At 68.1% G+C, this 11,856-nt stretch carries 10 protein-coding genes and 1 pseudogene; 6 read left to right on the top strand and 5 right to left on the bottom strand.

The genetic code is table 11. From position 1 onward, the window contains the following. Positions 1–22 precede the first annotated feature (22 nt). Positions 23–685 (bottom strand): SIMPL domain-containing protein, encoded by a 663-nt coding sequence (locus tag ABJK40_RS16200; protein WP_348482949.1) that lies wholly within the window; start codon positions 683–685, stop codon positions 23–25. A gap of 158 nt (positions 686–843) precedes the next feature. Here ABJK40_RS16200 and ABJK40_RS16195 point away from each other — a divergent pair, with 158 nt between their 5' ends. Together ABJK40_RS16195 and ABJK40_RS16190 are read left to right on the top strand one after the other, a co-directional pair. Then, positions 844–1,296 carry a glycine/sarcosine/betaine reductase selenoprotein B family protein gene (locus ABJK40_RS16195; protein WP_348482948.1) on the top strand — a complete coding sequence of 151 codons (453 nt, stop codon included), beginning with the start codon at positions 844–846 and terminating at the stop codon, positions 1,294–1,296. Between the two features lie 18 nt (positions 1,297–1,314). Further along, positions 1,315–1,998 carry a hypothetical protein gene (locus ABJK40_RS16190; protein ID WP_348482947.1) on the top strand — a complete coding sequence of 228 codons (684 nt, stop codon included), beginning with the start codon at positions 1,315–1,317 and terminating at the stop codon, positions 1,996–1,998. Positions 1,999–2,043: 45 nt separating this feature from the next. On the opposite strand, the gene upp is transcribed toward ABJK40_RS16190, so the two are convergent. Together upp and ABJK40_RS16180 are read right to left on the bottom strand one after the other, a co-directional pair. Continuing rightward, positions 2,044–2,679: a uracil phosphoribosyltransferase gene (gene upp, locus ABJK40_RS16185; RefSeq protein ID WP_348482946.1), complete on the bottom strand. Its 636-nt coding sequence runs from the start codon at positions 2,677–2,679 to the stop codon at positions 2,044–2,046. 13 nt (positions 2,680–2,692) lie between these two features. Continuing rightward, positions 2,693–3,775 (bottom strand): adenosine deaminase, encoded by a 1,083-nt coding sequence (locus tag ABJK40_RS16180; protein WP_348482945.1) that lies wholly within the window; start codon positions 3,773–3,775, stop codon positions 2,693–2,695. Between the two features lie 132 nt (positions 3,776–3,907). Between ABJK40_RS16180 and ABJK40_RS16175 the strand changes: the two genes are divergently transcribed. Beyond that, positions 3,908–4,759 (top strand): transposase, encoded by an 852-nt coding sequence (locus tag ABJK40_RS16175; protein WP_348482944.1) that lies wholly within the window; start codon positions 3,908–3,910, stop codon positions 4,757–4,759. A gap of 149 nt (positions 4,760–4,908) precedes the next feature. Here the strand turns inward: ABJK40_RS16175 and ABJK40_RS16170 are convergent, their stop codons facing one another. Continuing rightward, positions 4,909–6,612 (bottom strand): phospho-sugar mutase, encoded by a 1,704-nt coding sequence (locus tag ABJK40_RS16170; protein ID WP_348482943.1) that lies wholly within the window; start codon positions 6,610–6,612, stop codon positions 4,909–4,911. Between the two features lie 10 nt (positions 6,613–6,622). Continuing rightward, positions 6,623–7,669, bottom strand: coding sequence for an adenosine kinase (locus ABJK40_RS16165; protein ID WP_348482942.1), 1,047 nt, complete (start codon positions 7,667–7,669; stop codon positions 6,623–6,625). A 34-nt stretch (positions 7,670–7,703) separates the two neighbouring features. Between ABJK40_RS16165 and ABJK40_RS16160 the strand changes: the two genes are divergently transcribed. The 3 genes and pseudogenes from ABJK40_RS16160 to ABJK40_RS16150 form a co-directional block, all read left to right on the top strand. Further along, complete coding sequence (locus tag ABJK40_RS16160) at positions 7,704–10,265, top strand: M1 family metallopeptidase (protein ID WP_348482941.1); 2,562 nt, start codon at positions 7,704–7,706, stop codon at positions 10,263–10,265. Positions 10,266–10,386: 121 nt separating this feature from the next. After that, positions 10,387–11,223, top strand: a complete 837-nt coding sequence (locus ABJK40_RS16155) for a DUF4397 domain-containing protein (RefSeq protein ID WP_348482940.1) — start codon at positions 10,387–10,389, stop codon at positions 11,221–11,223. Between the two features lie 60 nt (positions 11,224–11,283). Beyond that, positions 11,284–11,856 (top strand): annotated as a pseudogene (locus ABJK40_RS16150) (hypothetical protein); the annotation flags it as partial.

Here is an 11,856-nt window from a genome sequence, read left to right as displayed (position 1 = left end):
ATCCGCAGACACGCCGAGATACTCAGCCCGCGAGGAACCGAGCGTCGATGTCCGCGGACACGGCGACGTCCTGGGGAGCGAATTCGACTCCGCCGTTGTCCGATGACTTCATCCGGGCGAACGAGGCTCCCGACGCAGTGACCGGGTGCAACCCTTCACCGAGCATCCCGGCGTCGGCGATCGCGATCGCTCTGACCGTGGTCACCCCGAGTGCCGCCGCGTACTCCTTCGCCTTCGACTCCGCATCGCGCACCGCTGCGGCCCGCACCTGCGCAACGAGGAGCGTCCGGTGGTCGGCCGTGAGCGCCCACTCGATCCCGGTGATCGAGGCACCCGGCAACGCAGCGACACCCGAGATCCACCGCCCCATCTCGACGAACTCGGAGAACTTCACCTGGAACCCCAGCCGGGCGTGGTGCACGAGAGGAAGCTGAACGCCTTCGTCGTGGTACGGACGATTCGCCCACGTGCGGATCTGATCACTCGACCACCAGGTGACCGGGCCGGTGTCGGGGCGGTGCAACGGTTCGAGTGACTCGCGGACGGCGGCCGCGGTCCGGTTCACACCGGCGAACACCTCGTCGGACGTCGGCCCGTCGATCGCGACCTGGAGCGACGCGGTCGCCCGTTGCGGCGGTGCGTACACCGAGTGCGATCCGCGCACCGTGATCTCCATCTGTGTCATCCGTGCCTCCTTGGTCGCGACATCGCCAACGTAGTGCCGCACTCCCCTTCGACCGCCGCAGCCCTGATGCAGACGGACGATCGGCGATACGACCGAGCACTGCAGAACGTGCGACCCGCGGTGGATATTGTCGCCGCACACCGACGAACGGAGTCGACATGAACGGTGACCAGACGATGCGTGCCCACTCGGCCACGCTGCCCGCCCCCGAGTTCCCGAACCCGGCATGGGTCACGCCACCCGAACTCGCACACGCGACCGTCGCCATCGTGACGTCAGCGGCGCTGTACGCGAACGGTGACGATGCGTTCACCGCGGGCGATACCGGATACCGGCTGATCGACCGGGACCGTCGCGACCTCGTGATGGGCCACTGGAGCCCCAACTTCGACCGTGCCGCGGTCGCGATGGACCTCAACGTCGTCTACCCGATCGACCGCCTCGAAGAACTCGCCGATCGCGGGGTCATCGGCGGCGTGGCTCCTCGTCACGTCTCGTTCGCCGGCAACCAACCCGACGATGTGGCCACCATTCGGCTCGACACAGGGCCCGCAGCCGCCGCACAGTTGAAGGCCGACGGCGTCGACGTCGCGATCCTCACACCCGTTTGACCTCTCTGCACGCGCACCGTGAGTGTGCTCGCCCACGTCTTCGAAGCGGCCGGCATCGCCACCGTCGTGCTGTCGTCGATCCGCGAGATGGCCGTCGCCGTCGCCCCGCCTCGGGCGCTGCACTGTGAGTTCCCGCTCGGCCGCCCGCTCGGCAAGCCGGGGGACTCCGACTACCAGCACGACGTGCTGACACGGGCATTCGCTTTGCTCGATGCGTCCGAGGGCCCCGTGCTCGTCGACCACCCCGACGTGATCGAGGCCGACGACGAGGCCGTGTCGTGCACGCTGCCTCCGCGATTCGATCCGTCACTCCCGCCATCGGTCGACGAGGCGAGAGGGCTCCGCAAGGCCTACGACCGAGCCGTTGCGCGACGGGGAGTCACCTCGGTCGGGCGGGTGGTCGATGCCGACGGCGTTCCCGACGCACTCGCCGTCCTGCACTCGATCGCGAACGGCGAGGACTGGTCCACCGCCGGGATCCCGGGAGGCAACACCACCGCGATCTGCCACGACATCCGCACGTACTACGAGGAGGCGTCACTCGAACTGGTCGACGGTCCGCTCCCCGGCGGGCGGGCTCTCGAGGACTGGTTCTTCGAACGGACCGAGGCCGGCGCCACCGTGCTCGCCGCTCGCACGGCCATCCGCGACAGCGGCGCAAAGTTCCCGATCTGGTTCTACATGACCCCCGGGCAGCGCTGACCGCCCGCAGCGGTCATCGATGCGTCTCCGACGGGCGTCGACCAATCAGGCGGGTGCACCGAACTGTCGGTCGCCGGCGTCACCGAGGCCGGGCACGATGAACGCCTGGTCGTTGAGGCGTTCGTCGACCGAGGCGGTGAACAGGATGACGTCGATCCCGCACGCTTCGACGGCCGCGATGCCCTCGGGCGCGCACAGCGCACAGATCACGGTCATCGGTTGCTGCGCGCCGCGCTGCACCAGCAGTTCGAGGGTGTGGATCAACGAGCCACCGGTGGCGAGCATCGGGTCGACGACGATCACCGGTCGCTCGGCGATGTTGTCGGGCAGCTTGTTGACGTACGGCTCGGGCTCGTGTGTCTCCTCGTTGCGGGCGATGCCGATGAACCCGATGTCGGCTGCGGGCAGGAGTTGCTGAGCCGGTGCCAGGAATCCGAGACCGGCGCGCAGGATCGGGACGATCACCGGTTGGACCGCGAGGCGGGTGGCCGAGGTCTCGGTGAGCGGCGTGGTCACCGTTCCCTGCACGGTCGGCAGCGTCTGGGTCGCCTCGGCGATCAGCAGCGTGCCGATGCGTTCGAGATGCTGGCGGAACAGGGCGTTCGGCGTGTCGCGGTCGCGGATGCGCGTGAGCGCATCGAGCACGAGCGGATGGTCGACGATGACGGTTTCGACGGACATGATCGACAGTGTCTCAGACGCCGAGCTGCTGCTCGGCCTTCAACATCGCATAGCGCGGTTTGATGATCCCGTCGATGATCTTGATCCGCTCGGGGAACGGCGCGAACGCCGACTTCACGGCGTTCACGGTGAGCCACTGCATGTCGTCGAGCCCCCAGCCGAAGGCGTCGTGGCAAGCGACCATCTCGCGGGTCATCGACGTGTCGCTCATCAACCGGTTGTCGGTGTTGATCGTGACGCGGAAGCGGAGTCGACGCAGCATGCCGATCGGGTGGTCGGCGATCGTCTTGGCGATGCCGGTGTTGACGTTCGACGTCGGGCACACCTCGAGCGGGATCCGACGATCACGGATGTAGGTGGCCAGCTGGCCGAGGGTGGCCTCGCCGTTGTCGCTGATCTCGATGTCGTCGACCAGACGCACGCCGTGGCCGAGCCGCTCGGCACCACAGAACTGGACCGCCTCCCAGATGGACGGCAGGCCGAACGCTTCGCCGGCGTGGATCGTGGCGTGGAAGTTCTCGCGGTTGACGAGTTGGAACGCGTCGAGGTGACGGGTGGGCGGGAACCCGGCCTCGGGGCCGGCGATGTCGAAGCCGACGACACCCTTGTCACGGAACCTGATCGCGAGTTCTGCGATCTCGTAGCTGCGCGCCGCCTGGCGCATCGCATCGAGGATCGCGTAGATCGTCAGGTCGGTACCTTCCGATCCTCGTTCGAATCCGGCGAGCACCGCTTCGACGACCTCGTCCAGGCTGAGGCCCGCCTCGGTGTGGAGTTCGGGTGCGAACCGGACCTCGGCGTACACGACGTTGTCGGCAGCGAGGTCCTGCGCGCACTCGTAGGCGACCCGCTCGATGGCGTCGCGATGTTGCATGACGGCGCCGGTGTGAGCGAACGTCTCGAGGTAGAGAACGAGGTCGTTGCGCTTGGCACCCTTGTTGAACCACAGCCCGAGTTCGTGGACGTCGGTCGTCGGCAGATCGTGGTACCCGTACTCCTGAGCGAGTTCGACCACGGTCTGGGGGCGCAGCCCGCCGTCGAGGTGGTCGTGCAGCAGCGCCTTGGGCGCCCGTGCGATCAGTTCAGCCGTCGACATGACCCCCACGCTACCGACCCCCGAGTCGAGCCCGAGGCGGTCACAACCGGCCGAGGTGTGGCAGGGGTCTGACCCACTCCACACCTTTCCCGAGCTCCGAACCCTGGAGTACCCCTTCGCCAAGATGAGACCATGCCTCGAGCGCGACGGATCGACCTCCCCGACGCAACGCATCACGTCGTCAATCGTGGTGTCGACCGCGGAACGATCTTCTTCGACGATCGTGATCGGATCACGTTCGGTCAGTTGATCGGCGAGGCGAGCGAGCAATTCGGCATCACGATCGTGGCGTACTGTCTGATGGACAACCACTACCACCTCATCATCCACTGTCCTGATTCGGTGCTGTCGGCGGCAATGCAGTTTCTGGGGAGTCGCTACGCCGAGTCGATCAACGCTCGACACGGCAGAACCGGCCACCTCTTCGGATCACGCTTCCACTCGACGCTCATCGATTCGAACGCGTACATGCTGGCGGCCCTGCGCTACGTCGAGCGCAACTCCCTCGATCTGCCGGGCGTGCTGTCCCCCGACACATATCGATGGTCGAGTGTCCGTGCCCATCTCGGGCTCCGGCGCAGTCCATCATGGCTCGATTCGGACCGAGTGCTGGGGTGGTTCGATTCAGTGGATCAGTATCGAGACTTCGTCCTCAGGGACCCCGAAACATCGGAGCCTCGGGCGATCCGTTTCGACCACGCCGCAGCTGTCGCATCACTCATGATCGACACTCATGTCGGCGAACATGCCTCCGCAATCCAACTGTCACGCACAGTGCTCCTGCAGCTCGGTCGTCGGCTCGGGCCTGACAACCAGCGGAGACTCCTCGACCATCTCGATCTCACGACACCCCGCAGTGTTCGCGACGCGTATCGCCGAGCAGACCATCGGTCGGAGTCCATGCCGACGGTGGAAGCTGCGGTCGATGCCACGCAGCGGTGGCTGTTCGACATGCCACGGTCGATCGAGTCCGACGCTGCCTGACCAACTCGTCCGCGCCACGCCAGGAGGTGTGGAGTGGGTCAGACCCCTGCCACACCAACGAAAGGTGTGGAGTGGGTCAGACCCCTGCCACACCAACGAGGGTGTGGAGTGGGTCAGACCCCTGCCACACCGGCTCGACGCCGGCCTGATCAGCGGGTGGCGGCGAGGGACTCGAGGAGTGACTCGAGTCGTGCCGGTTCCATGCCGACGGCTTCGCCGTAGAGCTTCACCTTCGGCTCGGTGCCACTCGGGCGCACCTGCAGGCGGGTGCCGCCGTCGAGCTTCAGGCGAACGAGGTTCGCTTCGGGGTACGACTCCACACCGACGACGGCGACGCCACCGACCTCCGCTGGCGGATCGGCCTCGATCGCCGCAACCCACGTCGCCCCTTCCGACGGCGGGATCCGCACCGAGAGCTCGGCGGTGACGTAGTGACCGAACCGGTCGGCGAGCGCGTCGAGGCGGCCCTGCAGCGTGACACCGTCGGCTGCGGCACACGCCGCGATCTCGGCCATCAGGACCGCGGCCGTGATGCCGTCCTTGTCGAGCGGCCGGTCGGCGACGAGGTAGCCGAGCGCCTGCTCGTATCCGAAGACGAAACGCTGACCGACCTCGGCGCGTTCGAGGGCGAGCTTGCCGATCCACTTGAACCCGGTGAACGTCTCCTCCGAATGCACCCCGTGTGCCTCGGCGATCCGACCGAGCAGCGAGGACGACACCAGCGTCGTGACGACCAGGCGGTCGTCACCCGAGGTGTTGGTGAGGATGTGGTCGGCGAACAACCAGCCGATCTCGTCGCCGCTGAGCCGCCGCCACGAACCGTCGGCTTGGGGGATCGCCGCACCCAGGCGGTCGGCGTCGGGATCGTTGGCGAGCGCGATGGCCGCGCCGGACGAGGCGGCGGTCTCGAGCAGCAGGTCCATCGCTCCCGGCTCCTCCGGATTGGGGAACGACACCGTGGGGAACGTGCCGTCGGGTTGGTGTTGCTCGACCACCGGGATCGGCGGGTCGAAGCCCGCCGCAGCGAACGCCATCTCGATCGTCTCGGCCCCCACACCGTGCATCGCGGTGTACGCGACGGGGACGCCGGGCACGTCGGGTCGCAGCCGGACCTGGGGGACCGCGGCCACGTACGCCTCCTGCCACGACAGGTCCAGACGCTGGATCAGGTGGTCGTCCTCCGCGGCCAGAGGAACGTCGAGCGGGTCGACGGCACCGATCTGCTCGGAGATGTCGACGTCGATCGGCGTGACGATCTGAGCACCGGTCTCGAGGAACACCTTGTACCCGTTGTCGGCAGGCGGGTTGTGCGACGCCGTGACCACCACGCCGGCCGCGGCGTCGAGCCCGGTGATCGACCAGGCGAGCACCGGCGTGGGCGTGAGTCCGGGGTGCAGCATCGAACGGATCCCGAGCGCCGCGAGCACGCGGCACGTGTCGAGCGCGAACACGTCGCTCTTGCGTCGCGCGTCGCACGCCACGACGACGCCACGAGCAGCCGCCCGCTCCATCGCGCCCGTCGCCTCCTGGTCGAGCAACCAGCGACCGAGACCGGCCGCAGCCTGGCGCACGACCAGTCGGTTCATCCTCATCGGCCCCGCCGCAACAGCCGCGCGCAGCCCGGCGGTGCCGAACTGCAGGCGGCCCGAGAAGCGGTCGGCGAGGTCGGCCAGGGCATCGGCGTTGTCGGTCCGTGCTGCGTCGACCAGCGTCGTCAGCTCACGACGGATGTCGTCGTCGGGCTCGGCCTCGAGCCACGCGACGGCCTGTTCGATCAGCTCCGACGGGCTCACGTCGACGTCGGGGTCGGGCACGGCGTCGGACTGCGTGGTGGCTGGCTCGGAATCGCTCACGGCTCAAGCCTCACACATCGCCGCGCAGCGTGCTGAGTTCCACCAGAGGGCGGGGGCCGACGTGGCTGATCACCTCTGCGGCAGCGATGGAGCCGAGGCGACCGCACTCGGCGAGGTCGGCACCGTGGGTCCGGCCGTACATGAATCCGGCGGCGAACAGGTCACCCGCTCCGGTCGTGTCGACGACCTTGACGACCTGCACTGCCGGAACCGGGATCAGTTCCTCGGGAGTGACGATCACGCAGCCGTTCGCGCCGCGTGTGATCGCAGCGAGCGAGCACTCGGAACGCAACGCCTCGACCGCCTCGTCGAACGTCGGGGCTTCGTAGAGCGACAGCAGTTCGTCCTCGTTGCCGAACAACAGGTCGACGCTGTCGGCGACGAGGGATCGGAAGTCCTCCCGATGGCGATCCACGCAGAACGAGTCCGACAGCGTGAGCGACACCGTTCGGCCGTGTTCGTGCGCCACCGCCGCGGCCCTCCGGAACGCCTCCTTCGCATCGTCCCGGTCGAACAGGTAGCCCTCCATGTAGAGGATCTGCCCGTCGGCGATCACCGATTCGTCGAGGTCGCCCACGCCCAGGGTGGACGACACCCCCAGGTAGGTGTTCATCGTGCGCTCGGCATCGGGCGTGACGACGATGATGCACCGCCCCGTCGGCGTCTCCTGAGGCACTCCGCCGCCCACGAATCCGACTCCGACCGCGCGCATGTCGTGGCCGAACACCTGACCGAGGTCGTCGTCGTCCACCTTGCCGATGTACGCCGCAGCGCCACCGAAGCTCGCCACGCCCACGATCGTGTTGGCGGCCGAACCGCCGCTCATCTCGACCGCCCCCGTGAGCGACGCGTACAACTCGACCGCCCGCTCGGTCTCGATCAGGGTCATCGACCCCTTGACCAGATCGTGGCGAGGGAGGAAATCGTCGGTCGCATGGGCGATCACGTCGACGAGGGCGTTGCCGATCCCGACGACGTCGTAGCGCGGCGCGCGTGCACCGACGGAGACACCCGATCCTCCGGGTGACGAAGACGACTCGGACGACGATTCGGGCACGGTCGGCAACGTTACCCCCGGTACTCTCCCCGCCATGTCGACGCACTCCGAGCCGATCACCGCCACCGACGACCCGTACCGCCTGCCGTCGGGTGTGCGACCACGTCACTACGACGTCCGGCTGCGACCGTCCTTGAGCGACGCGTCGTTCACCGGGTCCGTCGCGATCGAGCTCGAGGTGACCGAACCCACCCGCACCATCGTGCTCAACGCGATCGAGTTGGAGGTCCAGACGGTCCTCGTCGACGGTGCACCACAGAGGTGGAGTCTGGACGAGTCGGCCGAACGCATGACGGTCACGCTCGATGCCGAGGTGTCGGGCGAGGCGACACTGCACGTCGAGTTCACCGGAACCCTCAACGACAAGCTCCGCGGTTTCTACCGCAGCACGTACGTCGACGCCGACGGCAACGAGCAGATCATCGCCACCACGCAGATGCAGGCCACCGACTGTCGGCGGGCGTTCCCCTGCTGGGACGAGCCCGAGTACAAGGCGGTGTTCGCCGTCACGCTCGACGTCGAGGACGGCCTGACCGCGATCTCGAACGGCGCCGAGGTCGAACGGACGTCGGCCGACGGGCGCACCGTCATCCGATTCGCCGACACGATGCGGATGAGTTCCTACCTCGTGGCGTTCGTGGTGGGGCACCTGGAGGCGACGGACACGGTCGATGCCGACGGGATCCCCTTGCGGATCGTGCACGTTCCCGGCAAGTCCGGCCTCACGCCCTTCGGTCTGGAGGTCGGTCGGTTCTGCCTGCGGTGGTTCCAGGACTACTACGGCATCGACTACCCGTCGGACAAGGTCGACCTCGTCGCGCTGCCGGACTTCGCGGCGGGTGCGATGGAGAATCTCGGCTGCATCACGTTCCGCGAGACGGCGCTGCTCGTCGACGGCCGGAACTCGACCCAGGACGAGCGCCAGCGGGTGGCCGACGTGGTCGCGCACGAACTCGCGCACATGTGGTTCGGGGACCTGGTCACCATGCGCTGGTGGAACGGGATCTGGTTGAACGAGGCGTTCGCCACCTTCATGGAGATCGCTGCGTGCGATGCGTTCGCACCGGAGTGGGAGCGGTGGACGAGCTTCGGGCAGGAGCGCAGCGACGCGTTCGAGGTCGACTCGCTGACGAGTACGCGTCCGGTCGAGTTCGACGTCCGGTCACCCGCCGAGGCCGACGCGATGTTCGACGTGCTCACGTATCAGAAGGGCGGTGCGCTCCTGCGGATGCTGGAGCAGTACCTCTCGCCCGAGGCGTTCCGCCACGGAGTCGGCCACTACCTGCGAACCCACGCCTACGCGAACACCGAGACCAACGACCTGTGGGATGCGATCGAGGCGATGTCCGGCGAGCCGGTCCGGGCGATGATGGATTCCTGGATCTGGCAGCCCGGGTTCCCGCTCGTGAGCGCCCGACTGGCCGAGGCTTCCGACGGCACCCCCGAGCTCGAGCTGGGTCAGAAGCGGTTCGGGTACTCCGAGCCCGGGACCGACGACGACGCCGTCTGGGTGATCCCGATCCACGTCCGCAACGGCGACACCACGGTGACCGTGGTGCTCGACTCGCTCGAACCGGTGCGCGTGCCACTCGCCTCCCCCGCCGGTGTCGTGGTGGTGAACGCCGGCGGCCACGGCTTCTATCGCGTCGCGTACGACGACGTCCTGCGCGGCCGGCTGGCCGACCCCGCAGGGATCGCGTCGCTCTCCACCCTGGAGCGATACATGCTCGTCGACGACGCGTGGGCATCCACGGTGGCGGGAACGATGTCGTCCCCCGATCTGCTCGACCTGCTCGACGGTTTCGTCGACGAGCGCGAGTACGGCGTCTGGCAGGCGATCGTGATCGCACTGGGCGGCGTGTCGCGACTACTCGACGGCGAAGCGCTCGACGCACTGCGCAGTCGGGTCAGAGGCCTGGTCGCCCCCGCGCTCGACGACCTCGGCGCACCGGTGCCCGACGAGTCCGACCTGCGGGCCAAGCTGCGCGGTCTGCTGCTGCGCACCATGGGGGCACTCGGTTCCGACGCCGACGCCATCGCCCGCTGTCGAGCCCTGCTCGAGGCCGAACGCAACGGCGAATCCGTCGACCCCGAGTTGCTCGCCGCAGCGACGAAGGTCGTCGCCGCGCACGGCGACAGCGACGACTACGACCGCATGATCGACGGATTGACGAACGCAGCCACGCCCCAGGACCTGATGCGCCACCTGACGGCGCTGCCCGAGTTCGACGACGCCGACCTCGTCGCCCGCACGTGCGAGCTGGCGATGAGCGGCAAGGTCAAGAGCCAGAACGCCCCGTACCTGCTCGCCGGCGCGATCGGCAGTCGCCGTCACGGACGCCAGGCATGGGAGTTCGTGAAGGAGAACTGGCAGGCAGCCAACGACAGGTTCCCGTCGAACATGATCGTCTACATGGTCGGGCCCGTGAAGTCCTTGACGACCCCCGACGACGTCGCCGACACCGAGGCGTTTTTCGCCGACCATCCGATCGAACAGTCGGCGAGCACCCTGCGCCAGGTGCTCGAACGCCAGCGGGTCAACGCTCGTCTCCGCAGCCGCGACGCCGATGCGCTCCGTGCGACGCTGACTCCCTGAGCACGCGGGGAGCCGACACGCCGGCGTCGGTGTGCGGCATCGTCATCCAGGATCGGGGCCGGGTCCGTAATAGGGGCACGACCCTGGAACCGCCGGCGGTCCTGCGAAAGGAAATCAGGTCATGAAGAAGATGCTCCTCGGAGTTGCCGCTCTCGCGGCCACCGCCCTGCTCGCGCCGTCGAGTGCGGGCGCCCAGTCCGATGCAGCCGAGGTGATGCTGCTCCACGGCATTCCCGGAGTCGAGGTCGACGTCGTCGTCGACGGTGACGTCGTCATTCCCGGCTTCGAGCCGGGGACGATGCAGGATCTGTCGTCGTTCGCAGGTCAGACCCTCGCGAACCTCGAAGTCCGCGTCGCCGGTACCGAGGACATCGCGATCGGCCCGGTGCCGGAGTTCGCCGTTCCGGCCACCGGGAGTTGGACTGTCGTCGCCCACCTCGATGCCGAGGGAACGCCGTCGATCACTCCGTTCGAGAACAACACCGCCCAGACCGCGGACGGACAGGGTCGCCTCACCGTGCGTCACACCGCAGCGGCACCGGCGGTCGACCTCGTGGTCGGCGACGCCCGACCCGTCGAAGGTGCCGAGAACGGTGCCAGCGCCGACCTCGAACTGCCCGCCGGTGAGATCGCCGGGGCCCAGATCGCGCCGGCCGGAGGCGACCCGATCGCCGATGTCCCGACCGTCGAACTCGCTGCCGGCGAGAACCTGATCGTCTACGCCGTCGGATCTCTGGAGGACGAGACGTTCACGTTCTACGTCCAGGAACGCACGGTCGGGTCCGCCGCTCCAGCCCAAGGTGAAGCGGGCGACGGCACTCCAGCCCCGACCGAGGTCAACACCGGCGACGCACTGCAGGCGAACGACACGGCCCCACTCCTGGCGGCGGCGCTCGGCCTGCTCGTCATCGGTGTGGGTGCCGGTCTCACCGCTCACCGCCGTTCTTCGAACGCCTGACCTGACCGGCCGAACGCCCACCTCGATCCCCATCCCCGACATCTCACGTTCGAGACGACGATGAGTATTCGCTCCGACACCCCCTCCGGAACGAGCGGCGCCCGCCGCTCGGACCGGGTCGGCCGAGTGCTCGTCGTCGTCTCGGTCTCGTGCCTCCTCGCTGCGATCGGCATCACCGTGACGGTGGCGCCGAGGTCCGGCACGCAGTCGCAACCCGTGCTCGACGTCGCCGACGCGACGCTCGCTCCGGCGACGGACTCCTCGCGGAGCGACCCGACGCCCGAGCCAGGGAGCGAGCCGTCGTCGGGTCGCCGAGAACTGCCCCTGCCCGATCGGGCATCGACGTCCGGCGCGACCATCGGATCCGACGACGAACCCGTGGACGACGAACCCGGCGACGGCGCCTCCGACCGCTCCCGCCTGACGGATCGGCTCGGCCCATTGTATTCGGCGATCCCCGAGCCCGTGGCGCCGCGTCCGGTTCCGGTGGGAGCGGTCACGTCGTCCATCGACCTCACCCCCTACCCCATCCGACCCGTCGGACTCCAAGAAGACGGACAACTCGAGATCCCCGACGAAACCGAGATCGGCTGGTACCGATACGGAGCCACCGCCGGACGACCCGGCGCCACC

This window comes from Ilumatobacter sp. (assembly GCF_039969435.1).
In the GTDB taxonomy this organism is placed as follows: Bacteria; Actinomycetota; Acidimicrobiia; order Acidimicrobiales; family Ilumatobacteraceae; genus Ilumatobacter_A.
The sequence above is the reverse complement of the archived record's forward strand: the minus strand, read 5'-3'. Positions and strand labels throughout refer to the sequence as shown.

Coding starts and splice junctions, on each gene's coding strand:
- ABJK40_RS16200 (WP_348482949.1), bottom strand. CDS start 685: ATGACACAGATGGAGATCACGGTGCGCGGATCGCACTCGGTGTACGCA.
- ABJK40_RS16195 (WP_348482948.1), top strand. CDS start 844: ATGAACGGTGACCAGACGATGCGTGCCCACTCGGCCACGCTGCCCGCC.
- upp (WP_348482946.1), bottom strand. CDS start 2,679: ATGTCCGTCGAAACCGTCATCGTCGACCATCCGCTCGTGCTCGATGCG.
- ABJK40_RS16180 (WP_348482945.1), bottom strand. CDS start 3,775: ATGTCGACGGCTGAACTGATCGCACGGGCGCCCAAGGCGCTGCTGCAC.
- ABJK40_RS16175 (WP_348482944.1), top strand. CDS start 3,908: ATGCCTCGAGCGCGACGGATCGACCTCCCCGACGCAACGCATCACGTC.
- ABJK40_RS16160 (WP_348482941.1), top strand. CDS start 7,704: ATGTCGACGCACTCCGAGCCGATCACCGCCACCGACGACCCGTACCGC.
- ABJK40_RS16155 (WP_348482940.1), top strand. CDS start 10,387: ATGAAGAAGATGCTCCTCGGAGTTGCCGCTCTCGCGGCCACCGCCCTG.